The 18718-nt window shown below is 59.1% G+C and carries 15 protein-coding genes and 1 tRNA gene; 9 read left to right on the forward strand and 7 right to left on the reverse strand.

What is annotated here, in order from left to right; all coding sequences use genetic code 11:
• Nucleotides 1-102: 102 nt before the first annotated feature.
• Both EHF33_RS10965 and glpK read right to left on the reverse strand, forming a co-directional pair.
• A complete protein-coding gene (locus EHF33_RS10965) occupies nucleotides 103-1665 on the reverse strand; it encodes a glycerol-3-phosphate dehydrogenase/oxidase (protein ID WP_124871267.1) in 1563 nt (520 codons plus the stop codon).
• A gap of 159 nt (nucleotides 1666-1824) precedes the next feature.
• Nucleotides 1825-3324 carry a glycerol kinase GlpK gene (gene glpK / locus EHF33_RS10970; RefSeq protein WP_124871270.1) on the reverse strand — a complete coding sequence of 500 codons (1500 nt, stop codon included), beginning with the start codon at nucleotides 3322-3324 and terminating at the stop codon, nucleotides 1825-1827.
• Between the two features lie 138 nt (nucleotides 3325-3462).
• Here glpK and EHF33_RS10975 point away from each other — a divergent pair, with 138 nt between their 5' ends.
• Complete coding sequence (locus EHF33_RS10975) at nucleotides 3463-4449, forward strand: sugar-binding transcriptional regulator (RefSeq protein WP_124871273.1); 987 nt, start codon at nucleotides 3463-3465, stop codon at nucleotides 4447-4449.
• A 64-nt stretch (nucleotides 4450-4513) separates the two neighbouring features.
• Here EHF33_RS10975 and trxA read toward each other — a convergent pair whose 3' ends face one another.
• The gene (gene trxA, locus EHF33_RS10980) at nucleotides 4514-4846 is read right to left on the reverse strand and encodes a thioredoxin (RefSeq protein ID WP_124871276.1); all 333 of its coding nucleotides are present in this window, start codon (nucleotides 4844-4846) and stop codon (nucleotides 4514-4516) included.
• 134 nt (nucleotides 4847-4980) lie between these two features.
• On the opposite strand from trxA, the gene EHF33_RS10985 reads away from it, so the two are divergent.
• The 4 genes from EHF33_RS10985 to EHF33_RS11000 all read left to right on the forward strand — a co-directional run bounded on the left by EHF33_RS10985 (nucleotide 4981) and on the right by EHF33_RS11000 (nucleotide 8476).
• Nucleotides 4981-5322 (forward strand): DUF309 domain-containing protein, encoded by a 342-nt coding sequence (locus EHF33_RS10985; RefSeq protein WP_124871279.1) that lies wholly within the window; start codon nucleotides 4981-4983, stop codon nucleotides 5320-5322.
• Between the two features lie 214 nt (nucleotides 5323-5536).
• A complete protein-coding gene (locus tag EHF33_RS10990) occupies nucleotides 5537-6157 on the forward strand; it encodes a LabA-like NYN domain-containing protein (RefSeq protein ID WP_124871281.1) in 621 nt (206 codons plus the stop codon).
• Nucleotides 6147-7199, forward strand: coding sequence for a phosphate acyltransferase PlsX (gene plsX, locus EHF33_RS10995; protein ID WP_124871284.1), 1053 nt, complete (start codon nucleotides 6147-6149; stop codon nucleotides 7197-7199). The genes EHF33_RS10990 and plsX overlap by 11 nt, the downstream gene beginning before the upstream one ends.
• A 101-nt stretch (nucleotides 7200-7300) precedes the next feature.
• Nucleotides 7301-8476 carry a mechanosensitive ion channel family protein gene (locus EHF33_RS11000; protein WP_124871287.1) on the forward strand — a complete coding sequence of 392 codons (1176 nt, stop codon included), beginning with the start codon at nucleotides 7301-7303 and terminating at the stop codon, nucleotides 8474-8476.
• 46 nt (nucleotides 8477-8522) lie between these two features.
• On the opposite strand, the gene EHF33_RS11005 is transcribed toward EHF33_RS11000, so the two are convergent.
• Nucleotides 8523-9434 (reverse strand): AAA family ATPase, encoded by a 912-nt coding sequence (locus tag EHF33_RS11005; protein WP_124871290.1) that lies wholly within the window; start codon nucleotides 9432-9434, stop codon nucleotides 8523-8525.
• Between the two features lie 63 nt (nucleotides 9435-9497).
• Between EHF33_RS11005 and EHF33_RS11010 the strand changes: the two genes are divergently transcribed.
• The gene (locus EHF33_RS11010) at nucleotides 9498-10142 is read left to right on the forward strand and encodes a nucleotidyltransferase family protein (protein ID WP_124871293.1); all 645 of its coding nucleotides are present in this window, start codon (nucleotides 9498-9500) and stop codon (nucleotides 10140-10142) included.
• Between the two features lie 298 nt (nucleotides 10143-10440).
• Nucleotides 10441-11946 (forward strand): threonine ammonia-lyase, biosynthetic, encoded by a 1506-nt coding sequence (gene ilvA, locus EHF33_RS11015; RefSeq protein ID WP_420889960.1) that lies wholly within the window; start codon nucleotides 10441-10443, stop codon nucleotides 11944-11946.
• A 58-nt stretch (nucleotides 11947-12004) separates the two neighbouring features.
• On the opposite strand, the gene tkt is transcribed toward ilvA, so the two are convergent.
• From tkt to EHF33_RS11030, 3 genes are all read right to left on the reverse strand, one after another.
• Nucleotides 12005-13981: a transketolase gene (tkt, locus tag EHF33_RS11020; RefSeq protein WP_124871300.1), complete on the reverse strand. Its 1977-nt coding sequence runs from the start codon at nucleotides 13979-13981 to the stop codon at nucleotides 12005-12007.
• Nucleotides 13982-14152: 171 nt separating this feature from the next.
• Nucleotides 14153-14229, reverse strand: a tRNA-Met gene (locus tag EHF33_RS11025).
• Between the two features lie 1407 nt (nucleotides 14230-15636).
• Nucleotides 15637-17283: a hypothetical protein gene (locus EHF33_RS11030; protein WP_124871303.1), complete on the reverse strand. Its 1647-nt coding sequence runs from the start codon at nucleotides 17281-17283 to the stop codon at nucleotides 15637-15639.
• A 496-nt stretch (nucleotides 17284-17779) separates the two neighbouring features.
• Here EHF33_RS11030 and EHF33_RS11035 point away from each other — a divergent pair, with 496 nt between their 5' ends.
• A complete protein-coding gene (locus EHF33_RS11035) occupies nucleotides 17780-18040 on the forward strand; it encodes a helix-turn-helix domain-containing protein (RefSeq protein ID WP_124871306.1) in 261 nt (86 codons plus the stop codon).
• Nucleotides 18041-18085: 45 nt separating this feature from the next.
• On the forward strand, nucleotides 18086-18418 hold the full coding sequence (locus EHF33_RS11040; RefSeq protein ID WP_124871309.1) for a hypothetical protein: 333 nt from the start codon (nucleotides 18086-18088) through the stop codon (nucleotides 18416-18418).
• The last annotated feature ends 300 nt before the right edge of the window (nucleotides 18419-18718 follow it).

Raw genomic sequence — 18718 nt, forward strand, 5'->3', positions numbered from 1 at the left:
ACGGCCGCCCAAAAAGGCGGATTTTTTGTTGTCTGTTCTTTGGATTCAGCTGCTAAAAAAGGTCAAAGCCGCAGCTCTGACCCCGTTCACTTCAGTTTCGATTTAGGCAGGCAGCAAGTAACCCTTCGCCAAGTCTCGATACTGTTCCACCTGCGCGGCTTGCCAAGCTTTGTCGTGGCCGAGTTCTTCGGCCAGCAGCTCAGCCACGCGAGGGGCCGCCTCAATGCTCGACTGGGCGTTCAGCAGCAGCGCCCGCAAGCGCCGCGAGAGCACATCTTCCACCGTGCGGGCCTGTTCCATTTGGGCGGCCCAGCGCACTTCGGCTTCCATATACGGCAGCTTGGGGTGCAGCGGCGTGGTCGCGCCTTCCAGCTTCTGAATCTTGTCGGCGTCACTGCCGTAAACCTTCCAGTGGTCGGCCCGCTCATCCTCGCTCCAGCCGTGTAGGCGCAGGCCCGGCGTCAGGGTCAGGCGTTCGGGCAGATTTGCCAGCTTGGCCGCGCGGTTGACGGCGTCCTCGCCCATCCGGCGGTAGGTCGTCCACTTGCCTCCGGTCAGGGTCAGCAGGCCGCTTTCAGAAATGCGGATCACGTGGTCGCGTGAGATGGCTTTGGTGTCGCTGCCCTGTGCCGCCTTGACCAGCGGGCGCAGGCCCACGTAGACGCTTTGCACGTCGGCGCGGGTGGGAGCTGGACTCATGTACTGCGAAGCGGTTTTGAGAATGAAATCAATTTCTTCAGGCAAAGCACGCGGCTCCAAGCTGACTTCCGGCACGGCGGTGTCGGTGGTGCCGATGACCACATGGTCGTGCCACGGCACCGCGAACAGCACCCGTCCGTCGTCGGTGCGCGGCACCATCAGGGCGCTGTCGCTCGGCCAGAATTGGCGGGCCACCACCACGTGGACGCCCTGACTCGGTGACAGCATGGGCTTTGCCTGCGCGTCGTCCATCTTGCGGACGCTGTCTACAAAAACCCCAGTGGCGTTGATCACCGTTTTGGCTTTGACGGCGTAGCTTTTGCCTGTTTCGGAATCTTGGAAGCTGACCCCTGAAATCTTGCTGCCGGATTTGGTCAGGCCCACCACCGGCGTGTAATTCAGCGCCACGCCGCCGTAATCTTCAAAAGTTCGCAGCAAGGTAATGGCGAGGCGCGAATCATCGAATTGGCCGTCAAAATACAACACGCCGCCTTTGATACCGGCTTTTTGCAGAGTGGGAGCCATTTGCAAGGCTTTGGCTTTGCTGACCAAGCGGCTCGGCTGCAAATTGAGCTTGCCCGCCAGCGCGTCGTACACCTTCATGCCGATGCCGTAAAACGGCTTTGACCACCACGTATACGAGGCGATCAAAAAGCCGAGGTCGTGAACCAAGTGCGGCGCGTTTTTCTTGAGCAGGCCGCGTTCGTGCAGCGCCTCGCGCACCAGCGACACATTGCCCTGCGCCAGATAGCGCACCCCACCGTGAACCAGTTTGGTGCTGCGGCTCGAAGTTCCTTTGGCGTAGTCATAAGCTTCGAGCAGCAAAGTCTTGTAGCCGCGCGTGGCCGCTTCGACTGCCGCGCCGAGGCCTGAAGCGCCACCGCCGATGACCACAACGTCCCAAGTGGTGTCTTGAGCAGCGGTTTGGAGGTGCTGGGCGCGGGTGCTGGGAAGAGGTTGAGTCATGGGTGATTCCTTTTGAGTCGGTGGGTGAATCGGCGCTTACGGATGAGAGCAAAAGATCTGAACTTATGTTCGCACGGTTTGAACAGATGTTCAGCGAGGCAACTCACAGAGCAATAAAGCTGGACAGCGCGGAAGGGTCGGCCTAATCAGCGCACCCGTTCAGGCGTCGGCGTCTTCCCATGCTCTGGAGCGCTCCACCGCTTTTTTCCACTTGGCTAAGCGGGCCCCGCGTTCCGCTGGCTCCATCTGCGGCTCAAATCGGCGCTCTTCTTGCCACTGAGCCGAAATCTCGCTGGTGTCTTGCCAGTATCCCACCGCCAAGCCTGCCAGGTAAGCGGCTCCTAGCGCAGTGGTTTCGGTGATTTTGGGCCGCACCACCGGCACGCCCAGAATGTCGGCTTGAAACTGCATCATCAGGTCGTTGTTGCTGGCCCCGCCGTCTACCCGCAGTTCTCTCAGGGTCACGCCGCTGTCTTTTTCCATGGCGGCAACCAGTTCGGCGCTTTGGTAAGCCACCGCTTCCAGCGCGGCACGGGCGATGTGGGCGGCGGTCGAGCCGCGCGTCAGGCCCAGCATGCTGCCGCGTGCGTAGGGGTCCCAGTACGGAGCGCCCAGTCCCACGAAGGCCGGAACCAAAAACACCCCGCCGCTGTCCGGCACGCTGGCCGCCAGCGTTTCAACGTCGCCGCTGCTGCGGATGATACCCAGGCCGTCGCGCAGCCACTGCACCACTGCGCCGCCGACAAACACGCCGCCTTCCAGCGCGTAGGTACGCTCGCCGCCGAGTTGCCAAGCCACCGTGGTCAGCAAGCGGTTTTGGCTGGGCACCGCGTCGCTTTCGGTATTCATCAGCAAAAAGCAGCCGGTGCCGTAAGTGTTTTTGGCCATGCCGCGCTCCAGACAGGCCTGCCCAAAGGTGGCTGACTGCTGATCGCCCGCGATACCGGCAATTTTGATGCGGCTGCCCAGTAAGCCCTCGGCGGTCTCGCCGTAGACTTCGCTAGAATTACGCACCTCCGGTAAAATGCCGCGCGGCACGTCCAGCAGAGCAAGAAGTTCGTCATCCCACTCGCCAGTGTGAATGTTGTAGAGCATGGTGCGCGAAGCGTTGCTAGCGTCGGTGATGTGCAACTCACCGCCAGTCAGGTTGTAAACCAGCCACGAATCGAGGGTGCCAAAAGCCAGCTCGCCTTTCTCGGCTTTTTCGCGTGCGCCCTGCACGTTGTCCAAGATCCACTTGACTTTGGTGCCGGAAAAGTAGGCGTCGAGAATCAGCCCAGTTTTTTGCTGAATCAATTCCTCTTTGCCCGCCGCTTTGAGCTGGTCGCACCACCCAGCCGTGCGGCGGTCTTGCCAGACGATGGCGTTGTGAATCGGCTTGCCACTGGCCCGCTCCCAAATCACCACCGTTTCGCGCTGGTTGGTGATGCCAATGGCGGCGATGTCGCTAGGACGCAAGCGGGCCTGCGTGATGGCTTCTTGCGCCACGCCGATTTGGGTGCTCCAGATCTCTTGGGCGTCGTGTTCGACCAAGCCCGGACGCGGGAAAAGCTGATGAAACTCTTTTTGGGCCTGCGCTTTGATGTTGCCCAACTGGTCAAACACGATGGCGCGGCTGGACGTGGTGCCTTGATCGAGCGCGAGAATGTACTGAGGCATCGAGTCTCCTGGTCAAAGGGCGGAGAGGGAGGGGGCTGGGGTTGAAGGTTAGTGTTCACTGCGACTGAACAAATGTCAATACTGCGCTGAACGTTTGTGCAAGTTTTTGCCTCGGCCCAGTCGTTATGCTGAGACACCATGGCCAACCCAGATCACGCCCCTCCCGAAACGCTGCCCGACCAAGCTGCCCAAGCGGTGCAGGTGGCGCGGCTGTACTTTTATCAGGGCCTGACCACTGGCCAAATTGCTGCCGAACTCGGCGTGTCGCGCCCCAAAGTCTCGCGGCTGCTGACGCTGGCCAAGCAGAGCGGCCTCGTTGAAATTCGGATTCATGACCCCGCCGAGCATCCACAGGTTCTCGAAGCTCAGCTCCGTCAGCGTTTTCCGGGCCTCTCGCCGCATGTGGTGGACGTCCCCACCGGCAGCAGCGAGGCCGTCAGCTTGGAGCGCGTCTCGGCGTACAGCGCCAACTTGCTCAGCAATACCCTCCAATCTCGGCAGATCGTGGGCCTGGCCTGGGGCAACACAGTGGAAGCGGTCAGCCGGGCGCTGAAGCCCCGCGCCATTCCGGAACTTACTTTTGTTCAGCTCAACGGCTCGGCCAACGCCGAGGACTTCATGAGCGGCTTTGTCACCGATACGGTGGCCCGCTTTGCCCGCAATTACGGCGGCAGGGCACAGCTTTTTCCGGTGCCGACTTTTTTCGACAGCGCCGAAACCAAGAAGATGATGTGGCAAGAGCGCAGCGTGCGGCACGTGCTCGCACTCCAAGAGCGGGCCGACGTGCTGCTGTACTCGCTGGGCAGCACCGAGGCTGAAATGCCCAGCTACGTCTACACGGCAGGCTACTTGGAAGCCCACGAGGAAGCTGGACTCATCTCGGCGGGGGTGGTGGGCGACCTTGCCACCGTATTTTTCCGCGCCGACGGCAGCTTTGAAGGCATTCCCATGAACGCGCGGGCCAGCGGCCCCGATTTGGGGTTGGTGCGGGCTGCGCCGCAAACCATCTGCGTGGTGGCCGGTGTCGGCAAAGCCCGCGCCCTGCACGCCGCTTTGCTGGGCGGGCTGGCCAAAGTCTTGGTGGTCGACGAACCTACTGCTCGGGCGGTGCTGGCGCTGGGTTAAAATCCTGCGGCCAAATCAAAAACCGCCCCCATAACAGGAGCGGCTCGGCAGTCACGCTTAAAACTCAGTTGCTGACGGCGTTCTCGACGTGCTTGTTGAGCAGTTGCTCGAAGGCCCGCTTGGGCTGTGCGCCCACTACGCCCTCAACCGGCTGGCCGTCCTTAAACAAAATCACGGTGGGAATGCTCATGACCTTAAACTGCATGGCGGTTTGCTGGTTGTCGTCCACGTTGAGCTTGCCGACTTTGACTTTGCCGCTGTACTGCCCGGCGATTTCTTCCATGACGGGGGCGACCATCCGGCAGGGGCCGCACCAGGGGGCCCAAAAGTCTACCAAGGTCAGTCCACTTTCGATTTCACTCTTAAAATTGCTGTCGCTCAGTTCTACGGGTTTCATGTCCACAGTTTACGCCGCTTAACCTGTAATCACATGTGTGACAAGTTGGCATTACGGCGTGAACACCTTCAGGCGGCCTTTAGTCTCGGGGAGGGTGAGGGGGCGGCGCGGCAGGAATGCGCCACACTGAGGACATGTGGTCGGCCCAGAGCAGTCAGGAGTGGAATGAGGGAGCACGGCTGTTTAATGCCGGCCTGTGGTGGGAAGCCCACGAAGCTTGGGAAGGCCGCTGGCTGATCGCTGCCGGTGAGGAGCGGGCGTTCTTGCAGTCCCTGATTTTGCTGGCCGCCGCGCTGCACAGGCGCTGGGGATACGGCAGTCTCACCCACCGCAATTTCGACAAAGCCCAGAAATACCTCCAGGCCTTGCCAGCCGAATACGGCGGCGTTGATTTACTCAAGCTCAATCAGGACGTGTGGGCCGCGCTGCACCAAGAGGGCCAGCGGCCCCAGTTGCCGTTGCATTCAAACCCATAGTGAGTTCAGCGACACCTTATTCAGAAAAACCTGAATTGACATTTCGGGGCGGGCAGCCGGTATCTTAAGGCCAGCCGCCTAAGGCCACTGTCTTGGCGGGCGGCAACTGCCGACGCATAACTGCGGGCATACTCAACTCTCATTGACCCTTTGAACACCACTTCAGCACCACATAGATGGGCGCTTCCCCAATTTGGCCGCGCCCGGAGGACAGATGGAACAACCACAGTATTTAGAGCGGATTGGACTTTTTATTGATGGAGCAAATGTTTACGCGGCGGCCAAACGGCTGGGCTGGAACTTTGATCACCGCAAGATCTTGGAGCACTTTGCCAGCATGGGGCGGCTCTACAACGCTTTTTATTACACTGCCGTTCCCACGCCGGTCGACGACAAGCAAAAGCGCTTCATCGACGCGCTGACCTATATGGGCTACACCGTGAGAACCCGCACCCTGCGCGAAAATACCGACGAACACGGCGACACCCACCGCCGCGCCAACCTCGACATCGAGATCGTCACCGATTTGCTGACCACCGCCGGCCTCTACGACACTGCCGTGCTGCTGACCGGCGACGGCGATTTCGAGCGCCCCGTCGAAGCGCTGCGGCTGCGCGGCAAGCGGGTGGTGGTCGCCTCGATTCCCGAGATGACCAGTTACGAGCTGCGCAACGCCGCCGACGAATACGTGGATCTCAAAGACATCCGCGCCTCGGTGGAGCGCCCCGGCTACCGCCTCCCCAGCGAGGGCGGGACGGGCAACCGCAGCGAAGGCCGCTTCGAGCCGCGCCCCTTTTATGTGAGCAGCGCTCTGGATTCAGAAGATGACGGCTGAGTCTGAAATCAAGGCAGCACCCGACACCGCTGCAAGTTTACCTATTGCCCTAGACGCTGTCGGCGGCGATCACGGCGCGGTGCCGAACGTGGAAGGCGCGGTGATGGCCGCCAAAGCGGGCGTGCGGGTCACGCTGGTGGGCGATCAGGTCAAGCTGCACGCCGAACTCAGTAAACATTCCGGCATTTCGGCGCTGCCGCTGACAGTCGTTGACGCGCCGGACGTGATCGGAATGGATGAGCACGCCAGCGACGTACGCGGGCGCAAGGAAGCCAGCATCAACGTGGCTGCCCACCTGGTCAAGGCGGGTCAGGCGGCGGCGCTGGTCAGCATGGGCCACAGTGGCGCGACGATGGCCGCCTCACTGCTGATCTTGGGCCGCTTGCCCGGCATCGACCGCCCCGCCATCTTGACCTACATTCCCGCCCGCACCGGGCCGGTGGCGCTGCTCGACGCCGGAGCCAACGCCGACGTGAAAGCCAGTTATCTGGCGCAGTGGGCGCAGCTCGCCAGCTTGTATTTGCGGGTCATCGAGGAGCGCGAGAACCCCACGGTGGGCCTACTCAGCATTGGCGAGGAAGCCCACAAAGGCAGCGCCCTGACTTTGGAAGCCCACGCTCTGCTGAGACAACAAGCCGGCATCAACTTTTACGGCAACATCGAGGGCAGCGACATTTTCAAAGGCACCACCGATATCGTGCTGACCGACGGCTTTACCGGCAATATCGTGCTGAAGCTGGCCGAAGGTGAAGCGCGGGTGCTCCTCGGCTGGGTCAAAGACGCGCTGACTTCCAGCCCGCGTGCCAAGCTGGGCGGCTTGTTGGTGCGCGATGGCCTGCGGGCCATCAGCGAAAGGATGAATCCCAGCACCTACGGCGCGAGTATTTTGCTGGGCGTGCGCGGCCTGAGCTACATCGGTCACGGCAGCGCCGACGCGGTTGCGGTCAAAAACGCTTTGCTGCGGGCTTCACGGGCGCACCAATCGCGCTTCATCGAGCGGCTGAGTGAGGGTTTGGCGGGTTCAAATTCGGCGCAGCCCTGAGCATTGCTGGCTGAGAATTGTGGCTGGCTGGCCGCGCCGCCGGTAGGCTTGGCCGCTCGCTCACCCACTCATCTCATCGGCGCGTGACAGGCTAGCGCTTAATGTTTGACCTCCTCGTTGCACAACTTTCCAAGCCTTGGATCTGGCTCAAGGTCATTTTGGTTCTGGTGGTGGTCTATGCCGTCTGGCGCTTTGGCCGCCTACTGCTGCGCCAGCTCACCCCTCACATCCGGCCCGGTTTGCTGGTGCTGCTCAGGTGGTTGTGGCTCTTTACCTGCATTTTTTGCGCTCTGGCGGTGGCGGTGTACGCCGTTTATGTGCCGGTGCCGATTTTGTTTAGCGCGGGCCAGATCATCACGTCTTGGTTCAGGGCCAGCGCCGGACAGTTGGTGGTCATCGTGGCGCTGAGCTTGATCGGCTGGCGTTTGGTGGGCAATTTGTCGTCGCGGATCGTACCGGGCGACGAATTCAGCCGCCGGGCGGTGCGCCTCGGCACGCTGCGCGGCGTGGTCGACAGCACGCTGCGCGTCATCGTGGTGCTGATCGCCGCCATCAGCATCTTGCAGGCGCTGGGCATCAACGCCACCACCTTGCTGGCGGGCGTCTCGGTCTTCGGTCTGGCGGTGGGCTTCGGAGCGCAGAGCTTAATCAAAGACGTCTTCAACGGCTTTTTCATTCTGCTTGAAGACCAGTACGGGGTGGGCGACGTGATTACGGTTAACAGCGGCACCCTCAGCGGCGAGGTGGAAAAGCTGAACTTGCGGGTTACGGCCCTGCGTGCCCTCGACGGCACGGTGCATATCGTGCCCAACGGCCAGATCAACACCGTGAGCGTCAGCAGCAAGGACTGGTCGCGGGTGGTGGCCACTGTAGACGTGACCTACAGCGCCAACGTCAACGAGGCCTTGCAGGTTTTGCAAAAAGTTTGCGACGACCTTTACGCCGATTCCGAATGGAGCGGCAACTTTCTGGACGCTCCCGAGGTTCAGGGCGTCACCAGTCTGGCCGCCGACGGCGTAAAGCTGCGGGCGCTCTTCAAGGTGCAGCCCAAAACCCAGTACGCTTTGCAGCGCGAATTCAACCGCCGCATCAAAATCGCCATGGATCAGGCCGGCATCGAAATACCCTTTCCGCAGCGCTCGATCAGTCTGGGCGACGCGCCGATTTCTATTCGGTTGGTGCGGAGCGCCCCCAAAACGGATCTCAGCAAGCAGGAAGTGGACGCCCCGCACCCGCGCCCCAGCGAAACCCGCGACCCGGAAGGCGAAGACGAGTGAGGGTAAAATCTAGACTTGTTGATGCCTGCTCAAAGTTGTTGTCCATTCAAAGTTGTTGCAGTGCCGCTGTCATCAAGCCCTGTAATTTCTGGCGCACCACCGCTTGGTCTTCGCGCAGCTTGATCACGCAGCCTAGCGTTTCCTCCACGGTCTCGGGGGTCAGCGCGTCCCTATGGAGCGCCACCAACGCTTCCACCCAGTCGAGCGTTTCGGCAATGCCGGGGGTTTTGCTCAGCGGCAAGGCCCGCAAATACGCTGCCGCGTTCACGACTTGCTGGGCGAGGCTGGCCTCCACGTTCGGCAAACGGGCACGCACGATGGCCAGTTCAGCTTCCGGCGTGGGGTAATCCACCCACAAATACAGGCAGCGGCGGCGCAGGGCGTCACTCAGGTCGCGCTCGCGGTTGCTGGTCAGGATGACGTGGGGGCGGTGCGTGGCGCTGATGGTGCCGAGTTCGGGAATACTGATTTGCCACTCGGCCAGCAGTTCGAGCAAAAAAGCCTCGAAAGCTTCGTCGGCGCGGTCCACCTCGTCAATCAGCAAGACGGGCGGGGCGTCTTGGGTAATGGCCTCCAAAAGTGGGCGGCGCAGCAAAAATTCTGGGCGGTACAAATCCTGCTCAGTTTCTGGGTTCGTTTCCAGGGCGTGCTGGCCTTCCAAGAGGCGCAGATGAAGCAACTGGCGCGGATAATTCCATTCGTAGAGGGCAGACTGCGCGTCTAGGCCCTCATAGCATTGCAGCCGAATCAGCCGGGTGCCCAGCGCCTGTGCCAGTGCTTTGGCGGCCTGCGTCTTGCCCACTCCGGCGGGGCCTTCGAGCAGCAGTGGCTTGCCCAGCAAGGTCACGAGGCGCAGCGCCGTGCCGAGTGCTGCTGAGGGCAAATAACCAGTGGCGATCAGGGCTGCGCCAAGGCTGGATGCACTGGGATCAGGGGCGCTGGGATTGGGGGCAGACATGAATGAGCTTAGGCTAGCAGGCGCGGGCCGCTTTAGACTGTTCGGCATGTTGAGCGTGTGCCAATGACCGCCACTGTACCAACCACCACCACAGTGCCGGAGGTGTGGCCAGAAGTGTGGGCCGTCGTCTTGGCGGCGGGTCAGAGTCGCCGCTTGGGACAGCCCAAACAACTGCTAATTTTGGAGAGTGAAGCGTTGGTGCGCAGAGCCGCCCGCGCTGTGCTGGACGCCGGATTCGCGGGCGTGATCGTCGTGACTCCGCCGGGCGAACTGGGGCGACAAGTCCGGGCCGCCCTCGCCGGGTTGCCGCTGACCCTGGCCGAATGCCCCCACCCCGAACTCGGGTTGTCGGAGAGCTTTCGGGCGGGGCTGGCCGCTTTGCCTGCGGATGTGGCGGCGGCTCACTTCGCGCTGGCCGATATGCCGTTTGTGACGGCTGAGCATCACCGCGCTGTGCTGGAAGCGTTTGTGGAGAGCGGTGCGCCGCTGGTGCTGGCTAGGTTTGGTGAAGCTGGTGTCCGCGCCCCGCCGCATCTATTCAGGGTCGATCTATTCAGCGGTTTTACCCAAGCGGGCGATCACGGCCCCAAGCACCTCATCCAGAAGTACGGGAAGGAAGCGGTGTGGGTGGACTTGCCGCAAGGAGCGCTGCGAGATGTGGACACGCCGCAGGACTGGGCGCGTCTTCAGGCCGAGTGGGACGGGTGAATGCGGCCACTCGGCCACATCCTCACTGTTCGGATTGGCCCGGCTTTGCTCACCCGCTGGGCAGGCAAGCTGGCGAGAAGATGACACGCTCCGCCCAAGAGCGTATGCTCAGCACCATGCAGGCGCGAATTATTCTCACCACCGGGTAAACCGGGCGGTTTTTTGCGCCTAACGTGACCCCTGACTTCGTGTTGGGGGCTTTTTTTGTCTGTCCAACTTCCCAACTTCCAAAGGAGCCGCTATGACCGAACCCACCGTTCTTCTCCAATCTGCGCCAAACGATACAACTCCAACGAACATGGACTGGGTGCGCCGAGTCCTCACCAGCCGCGTGTACGACGTGGCCATTGAAACCGATTTGCAGCCCGCGCCCCAGCTCTCGGCCCGACTCGGCAACACCGTGCTGCTCAAGCGCGAGGATCAGCAGCCGGTCTTTTCGTTCAAGCTTAGAGGCGCTTACAACAAGATGGCCCAGCTCAGCGCCGAGGAGCAGGCAAGAGGCGTCATCACCGCCTCGGCGGGCAACCACGCGCAGGGGGTGGCCTTCAGCGCTCAGAAACTCGGCGTGCGGGCCGTCATCGTGATGCCGGTGACGACTCCCGAAATCAAGGTGCGGGCCTGCCGAGCAAGGGGAGCCGAGGTCGTCCTGTTCGGCGATTCTTTCAGCGACGCTGAGGCCCACGCTTACGAGTTGCAGCGCGAACTCGGCCTCACTTTCGTGCATCCTTACGACGACCCCGACGTGATCGCCGGTCAGGGCACGGTGGGCCTGGAACTTTTGTCGCAAGTCAAAGCTGACGCCTACACGGTATTCATTCCAGTCGGTGGCGGCGGCCTGATCGCAGGCGTGGCGGCCTTTCTCAAGGCGCTCAAGCCCAATGTGCGAATCGTGGGCGTCGAACCTGACGACTCCGACGCCATGACCCGGAGTGTGCGGGCCGGGGAGCGGGTGCGCCTCGACACGGTGGGCCTGTTCGTGGACGGCGTGGCGGTCAAGATGGTCGGCGAACATACCTTCAATCTCGCCCGCCAGTACGTCGACGACTGGGTGACGGTCAGCACCGATGAAGTCTGCGCCGCCATCAAGGACGTGTATGACGACGCCCGCGCCGTGATGGAGCCTGCCGGAGCATTGTCAGTGGCGGGCCTCAAGAAGTACGCCCGGCAGCACAAGCTGGAGGGTGAAACGCTGGTGGCGCTGACCTGCGGGGCCAACATGAATTTCGACAGGTTGCGCCACGTGGCCGAGCGGGCTGAGATCGGTGAGCAGCGCGAAGCTATTCTGGCCGTCACCATTCCTGAGCGGGCCGGAGCCTTCAAGGCCTTTTGCACTGCGCTGGGCGTGCGCCAGATCACCGAATTCAATTACCGTTACGCGCCGCGCAACGAGGCCCGCATTTTCGTCGGCGTGCAACTGGGCCATCCTGACCAGCGCCCTGAGTTGGTGGCCGCGCTGGAGGGGCAGGGCTACCCCGTCACCGACTTGACCGAGGATGAACTCGCCAAAGTCCACGTGCGCCACATGGTCGGAGGCCGCGCCCCCGAAGCGCAGGATGAGCGGCTCTACTCATTCGACTTCCCCGAACGCCCCGGCGCTCTGCTGGCCTTCCTGACTCAGTTGCAGTCCCGCTGGAACATCAGCCTCTTTCACTACCGCAACCACGGCAGCGCACACGGGCGGGTGCTGGCAGGCATTCAGGTGCCGGACGCCGAGTTGCCCGACTTCTTGGCGTCGGTGGAGGCGCTCGGTTACCCGGCGCACGATATGAGCCAGAACGCAGCGTACAAGTTGTTTTTGAAGTAAGTGTCAACAAAAAAGCCGCCTCCGATATGGGGCGGCTTTTTTGTTGGGGTGGCTGAATTTAGAGAACGCTCCTGACCACTTTGCTGACGTTCGCCACGCTGAAGCCGAACTTCTCAAACAAGGTCTTGGCGGGGGCCGACGCGCCAAAGGTGGTCATGCCCACCACCGCGCCTTCTAAGCCGACCCACTCGTACCAGGGCTGCGGCGAGGCGGCTTCGATGGCCACCCGCTTGACGCCCGGCGTCAGGATGCTGTCTTTGTAAGCCTGATCCTGCTGCCGGAAGGCTTCCATGCACGGCATACTCACCACCCGCGCCGGGGTGCCCTCGGCGGCCAGGCTCTCGGCAGTGTCGATGGCCAGCGCCACCTCACTGCCCGAGGCCACCAGAATGATCTGGGCGTTCTCGGCGTCTTTGACCACGTAAGCGCCCTTTTGCACGCCGCTGTAATTGCGCGGCAGGGTAGGCAAATCCTGACGGGTCAAGATCAGGGCGGTGGGGCCGTCGGTGCGCTCCAAGGCGACTTGCCAAGCGGCGGCGGTTTCGTTGGCGTCGGCGGGGCGCATCACGAAGGTGTTGGGAATCGAGCGCAGCATGGCGAGCTGCTCGATCGGCTGGTGGGTGGGGCCGTCCTCGCCCAGTCCGATGCTGTCGTGGGTCAGCACATAGATCACCGGCTGCATCTGAAGGGCCGAGAGACGAACCGCCGGCTTGAGGTAATCGGCGAACACCAAGAAGGTGCCGACCATCGGGCGCAGGCCGCCGTAGAGGCTCAGGCCGTTGGCAATGGCGCTCATGCCGAACTCGCGCACGCCAAAGTAAATGTTGCGCTGGCCGTAGTCATCCGGCTGGATGGCCTCTGAGGCTTCGATGGTGGTCTTGGTACTGCCGGATAAATCAGCGCTGCCGCCCAGCAGCGACGGCACCTTGGCGGCAATCGCGTTGATGACTTTGCCGCTGGCGGCGCGGGTGGCCATGCCCTTGCTGCCAACCTCGAAATTGGGCAGCGTGTCGCTGAAGTCGGGCGCGAGTTTGCGGGCGATCATGGCGTCGAGTTCGGCGGCCTCGGCAGGGTAATCCGCGCGGTACTTGTCCATCAAGGTGTTCCACTCGGCTTCCTGCGCCGCGCCGCGCTCGGTGGCGTCCATGTGCTGGGCCACTTCCTCCGGCACGGTAAACGGCGGGTAGTCCCAGCCGAGCGCCGCTTTGGTGGCGGCCACGCCTTCCTCGCCCAGCGGCTCGCCGTGCGCTTTGCTGGTTCCGGCCTTGGGGCTGCCGTAGCCGATGATGGTCTTGATTTTGATCAGGCTGGGGCGGCGGGTGTCGTTGCGGGCCGATTCAAGCGCGTTTTTGATGGCCACCAAGTCGTTGCCGTCGTGGACTTCCAGCACTTGCCAGCCGTAGCTTTCGTAGCGCAGCGGGGTGATGTCGGTAAACGTCTTGGACGTGCCGGTGTCAAGCTGCACGTCGTTGTCGTCGTACATCCAGATCAGTTTGCCGAGTTGTAAGTGTCCGGCCAGTGAAGCGACTTCGTGGTTGATGCCTTCTTGGAGGTCGCCGTCCGAGACGATGGCGTAGGTGTGGTTGTCAAAAATCTTGAGGTCGGGTTTGTTGTAACGGGCGGCCAAATGCACTTCAGCCAGGGCCATGCCCACCGACATCGCCGCGCCCTGACCCAGCGGGCCGGTGGTGGCATCTAAGCCCGGCGTGTGGAAGAACTCGGGGTGGCCGGGGGTTTTGCTGCCCCACTGCCGGAAATTCTTGAGTTCCTCCAAGCTCAAATCGTAGCCGGTCAGGTGCAGCAGCGAGTAGATCAGCATGCTGGCGTGCCCCGGCGACAGCACGAAGCGGTCGCGGCCCAGCCACTCATGGTGCTTGGGGTTGTGGCGCAGGAAATCTTGCCACAGCACGTAAGCCATTGGGGCCATGCCGAGCGGCGCACCGGGATGGCCGCTGTTGGCCGCCTGCACGCCGTCAATGCTGAGGGTGCGAATGGTGTTGACGCTGAGTTGCTCCACGGACGGTTGGGTGGTCATGCCGCTCAGTTTACTGCCTCTTTGGGACAAGACGCGTGGTTATCTACCATGAACGCCGCTTTGATAGGCGGCTTCAGATGGGTCTGGAGAGCGAACGATTACAGTTGGCTGCATAGAGTAAATTTTTTACGAGACACAAAAAAACCCCGTCTCAGACAGGGTTCTTGGTCTTGGTGGCGATGCCCGGACTTGAACCGGGGACCTAACGATTATGAGTCGTTCGCTCTAACCAACTGAGCTACATCGCCTTACTTCCCTGCACGCAGCAGGCTTCAAGACTTTAGCGGAGGCGCGGGCAAAATACAAGCCTCCAGCGGCTTTTGCAGCGGCAGGTACACAGTAATGCCATTCACAGCTTGAAATCACGCCGTTGGGCTGCTTATTGGCGCTGGTACTTTTAAACATAACGATGTTAATTGTTTACGTTGTCACCTTAATTCGTTTCCAAGTCGGCGAACGTATTACCCGCCGATTACCCGCAGGATTGAATTGCTCTACCACTTGTCAAGCTGCTCCAGCACATCTTTCTTCCAAAATTCAGATTGTGCTTGGCAATGAGTTGCCGCTTGTAGCACTTTCCAAATCCGATTGACTTTTCACGAACAGGTTTTGGGGACAGAGGGGGGTAGAGGGGCATTTACTCCGCCCCCAGTCTTCTTTCCGTAAATAGGGTACCCATGCTTTAAATCAGGAGATTCTTCAGTTGAGGGTTCAAACGGTCCACCGGTCTCGTTTGGTTCAGTGTTATCTTCATCTACCCTGCTCCAAAATCAGTCTGAACGGTGAGGCTGGTTTATGCTCACCTCTATCGCTGAAATGTCTCTCTGGCGACCAGCTCCTCGACGTCCATTCGGAACTCCAGTTCCAACCTGATGAAGGCGTTGGATGCCCTCCCAGCACAGGTTAAACGGCGTTTCTGAAGCGTCGACATGTCGAACAAATTGGAAGTTAAGTCACCTATCTGTCCAATGCCGCTTAAAAGAAATCTCCGGTGTGTAGTCTGCCGAGCCAATTGGCGACCAGCTCCTCGACGTCCATTCGGAACTCCAGTTCCAACCTGATGAAGGCGTTGGATGCCCTCCCAGCGCAGGTTAAATGGTGTTTCTGAGACGTCGACATATTAAACGAATTGGAAGTCAGTCACCTATCTGTCCAATGCAGCTTAAGGGAAATCTTCGGTGTGCAGTCTGCTAAGCCAATTGGCGGCCAGCTCCTCGACATCCATCCGGCACGCCAGTTCCAACCTGATGAAGGCGTTGGATGCCCTCCCAGTGCGGATTAAACTGTATTTATGGTTTGTAGATGTCAAACCGATATGTAAGGTAGGTCACGCAAGGAAATTTTCCTCCGTACGGCAGTTTTCTGCGTCTCAGTGCTGGTTCTCTACGCTATTAAGCCTGAGAGTTAAGCACTATGGAGAGGAGAGGAGAGGAGAGGGGTGGAGAGGTGGTGAGGTGAGGTGGTGGAGAGGAGAGGGGTGGAGAGGTGGTGAGGTGAGGTGGTGGAGAGGAGAGGGGTGGAGAGGTGGTGAGGTGAGGTGGTGGAGAGGAGAGGGAGAGGGAGAGGGAGTGGTTGAGGCCCGGCAGCGCTGGAGAGGTGCCTTTCAGCGTGGTTGCCTAAAAACTGCCGGGCACGAAAAACTTCAGCGGCTGACTTTAGGTCAGCAGTTTTCCATCCAATTTCGAGGCAATGCCGTACCGCCGCATCTGTTCATCTACGGCTTTTATTAACTGTGGAGCCATTTCTTTCAGGGTGTATTCCGGCCCGGCGACGGTAAACCCATCGTACTGGTGGGCAATAATTTGGGTAGCCGGAAACCGTTTCAGAACTTCCACGGTAGGCATAAGGAGCCACAGTTCCACGGCTTGTGAAGCGCAGGCCAATGCAGAACGTGCTGTTGCTCGTCTCTCGTTGCTGTACTTCTTCGCCGCTTTGTCGGTTGCTTTGAGGGCAAAGCGCTGTTCGGCTTTGGGCAGAAATGGCACTACCACCTTACCGTTTTGCTCAGCCTTAGCCAATGCGTTGTCCCGAGCCTTAAGGAGTTCGCGCAGGAGTGGATGCAGCATCAAAGCGCCGTACTGAGACTGGGTGAGACGCACGCTCCGCCCGTTGTGGTTTTTCCCCCGACCTAATAGCAAATCTTTAAGCGCAGGGAGGCGCATGCCGTAACAGCAGGCGTACACGAATTCCTTGAGGAGAGGTTTGTAGGAGCCATTCTGCGGAAGCCCAGCCGCGTCCATCAATTCCTGCCAGATGCTGTGACCTCTACCGTCACAAGCCTGTTCCAAGAAGCTTTGCAGGGCTTCAATATTCCAAAGTCTTGCGACCACCGCCAGTTGGGCGGACACCAAGTCGAATTCCCAGCAGCCCCGCATCAGAGCTTGGCGCACCTCTTTGGGCAAGGCCAGGGCTGGTCCGCTTCCATCGACCGGAGAAATCCTGGGCGACTTTCCCTTACGGCTCGGTTCGTAGAGAACAGGCATTGAAGTGTGTTTGATTTGGAGGAGAAGAGCTGTGCTGTAAGAGAGTGAAGCCGAGTTGCTCACTCGCTTGGACAAAGCTTCCTGGGCATGGCTGAAGTTGTCGTGCAGAACGGTACTGACCTGCTGCGTATTCGTGTTGTTGAGCAGTTCCAAGAGCGGCCAAAAGAAACGCCGCTGATAATCGGGACGCAAGCGCTCCAGATGAGCGGCCTGCATCGCACCCTGGGCCTGTAAGACTTTTCTGTGATGCTGTGGGGTCAGAGCTGGCCTCCCACTGACAAAGTAGACTGGGCAAGTTGCAGTGGTGCCCAGATGTTCGGTACGCGCTTCTATGAGAAGGTTGCAACAGGCGGGCAAACAGGTACGGCATGTTTCGGCAATCCGGTGAGGATTCAAATGCAAGGGCAAGACCGAAGTGCTGAACTGCTGGAACATTAAGGACGCAGTGATTGGCTTGCCTGCCTTCACACCCCAAGCCTGCCTCCAGTGCTTCTTATTATCGGCTGACCATTCGCTGACGACGAAAGTCACGAGTTTTGCGGGGAGGACGATACGTTCAGGAGTCCTCTTATCTCGCCACCCGTCCCAAAGCAGGTAGGCCATGAGCCACCGGAATGCCTCGTTTTCTTTCAAAATCGGGTATTTCGACAAGATTTCAGTTCTTATTTCTTTTGAAATCCTCAGTAGCTTCAAGTCTTCCATCCAAGGTTTGATGACCTGCTCGGCCTTTTTCTCGCGGTTAGCCTTTACTGGCTTCTTGTTCCGCTGGTGCGCGAGCTTGTGGTCAGTGACGTCCGAGGCTTGAGTTTCATTTTGCATCTGCCTGCACTCCTTGTTGCAGACGCCGTCACCATAGAGTATGCTCAAGTGTCAAGTAAAAGCACATGCGGCGATGCGTCCATGCGATGTCCACTTTCCCTACCGTTAACGCGGTCGGGAAATTTTTGTATTTCGATTCGATTTGTGAGCCTAAAGTTTTCTTCTGATTCTGCTTTTCCCTCCAATTCAGCGTGAGTAATCGCTGGTTATCGAAACATATCAGAGATTTTTACCCCCAAATGGTTCTGATAGATAGACTGAATTGCACTCCGTCTAAAATAAAGGCAAAAGGGCAGCTTTTCCTTGACGTTCGGAAAGAAATGTGGAATAGTTATTTCAAATAAGAGAAGATTGAAGAGAAGTCGAGTGGAATTTGACAAACAACTGCCTATCGATTACAGTCTTAGACGAAGCTGAACGGTTGGCGACTGGTATCCAAGAAACGTTCGGTAAGGGGGAAAACACTATGGTAGGATGGAAGTCTAGTCTGAGATTCATGAGTCACGAAAAAATTGCCGAGAAACAGACGACATTAGTGGAAGTGGCAGATAAAATTGGTGTTGGCTACGCGACCGTGCTCAACATGCTTAACCCATCGGACGAGTCCGCACCTCGTGGCGATATTTTGCTGGCTTTTTGCCGTCATCTTGATATCAATATCAACTTGGTCGCCGCTGCTTTGCCAGAAACTTTGACCAATACGAAGACTGCCCGTAAACGTCTCGGAAACGTGCAAAGGGCCACGCAAGTCTTTTAGCTTGTTCTAAGAAGTGGCTCAAACTTCTTGGGAAAGGCGGTAAAAATGCTGCGAAGATACTTTTATTTGGCGTGTGTAGCATTGACAGACAACAAACGTTCGAGCGAGTTGCATGTATCTGGAATTGTGGGCTACTCCATCGAAGCAATTGACTGCCTCTTTAATGATGTCACATTGAAAATGGCTGACACGCCGTTGCTCAGAAAATTTTGTGAATGCATTCTTCTAGACTTGACTCGACTTCCCTCACTTGAAGAACAGGAAGAAAAAGTAGAGCTCTACACTTCGCTCGCTGGTGGTATAGAATTTATGTCTAAAAGTAAATCAGATGCTATCCAGATGTACCATACGCTCGCCAGAGTGATTTACCACTCGTAAATTTGTAGTCATTTCAGTGTCTGCATTACGGTAAACTTCGTACTAGCGTGGTTGTTCGATTTTTCATTTCCGTTATTCTTAGTGGCCAACATATCGCGTTAGATTCTTCTTCCTTTCCAGCAAAAGAGTTTGCAGTCAGTGCAGGGTCTTCAAATGATAGGCATTGAACAAAACTTTTCTACATCTTTTTCTCGACCTGTAATCCACGCATCGGCGTCCAGTTCAATCGGATTAGTCTGAGCAGTTACCCCCCATTACAGGTATTCGTGACAGGGGGGGTATATCTTCATTAGGGTGCAA

Origin of the sequence: Deinococcus psychrotolerans, assembly GCF_003860465.1 — a bacterium.
GTDB lineage: Bacteria > Deinococcota > Deinococci > Deinococcales > Deinococcaceae > Deinococcus > Deinococcus psychrotolerans.

Coding starts and splice junctions, on each gene's coding strand:
- ilvA (WP_420889960.1), top strand. CDS start 10,441: ATGGACTGGGTGCGCCGAGTCCTCACCAGCCGCGTGTACGACGTGGCC.
- EHF33_RS11030 (WP_124871303.1), bottom strand. CDS start 17,283: ATGCAAAATGAAACTCAAGCCTCGGACGTCACTGACCACAAGCTCGCG.
- EHF33_RS11010 (WP_124871293.1), top strand. CDS start 9,498: ATGACCGCCACTGTACCAACCACCACCACAGTGCCGGAGGTGTGGCCA.
- EHF33_RS10965 (WP_124871267.1), bottom strand. CDS start 1,665: ATGACTCAACCTCTTCCCAGCACCCGCGCCCAGCACCTCCAAACCGCT.
- EHF33_RS10985 (WP_124871279.1), top strand. CDS start 4,981: ATGTGGTCGGCCCAGAGCAGTCAGGAGTGGAATGAGGGAGCACGGCTG.
- EHF33_RS11035 (WP_124871306.1), top strand. CDS start 17,780: ATGAGTCACGAAAAAATTGCCGAGAAACAGACGACATTAGTGGAAGTG.
- glpK (WP_124871270.1), bottom strand. CDS start 3,324: ATGCCTCAGTACATTCTCGCGCTCGATCAAGGCACCACGTCCAGCCGC.
- EHF33_RS10975 (WP_124871273.1), top strand. CDS start 3,463: ATGGCCAACCCAGATCACGCCCCTCCCGAAACGCTGCCCGACCAAGCT.
- tkt (WP_124871300.1), bottom strand. CDS start 13,981: ATGACCACCCAACCGTCCGTGGAGCAACTCAGCGTCAACACCATTCGC.
- plsX (WP_124871284.1), top strand. CDS start 6,147: ATGACGGCTGAGTCTGAAATCAAGGCAGCACCCGACACCGCTGCAAGT.
- EHF33_RS11000 (WP_124871287.1), top strand. CDS start 7,301: ATGTTTGACCTCCTCGTTGCACAACTTTCCAAGCCTTGGATCTGGCTC.
- EHF33_RS11005 (WP_124871290.1), bottom strand. CDS start 9,434: ATGTCTGCCCCCAATCCCAGCGCCCCTGATCCCAGTGCATCCAGCCTT.
- EHF33_RS11040 (WP_124871309.1), top strand. CDS start 18,086: ATGCTGCGAAGATACTTTTATTTGGCGTGTGTAGCATTGACAGACAAC.
- trxA (WP_124871276.1), bottom strand. CDS start 4,846: ATGAAACCCGTAGAACTGAGCGACAGCAATTTTAAGAGTGAAATCGAA.
- EHF33_RS10990 (WP_124871281.1), top strand. CDS start 5,537: ATGGAACAACCACAGTATTTAGAGCGGATTGGACTTTTTATTGATGGA.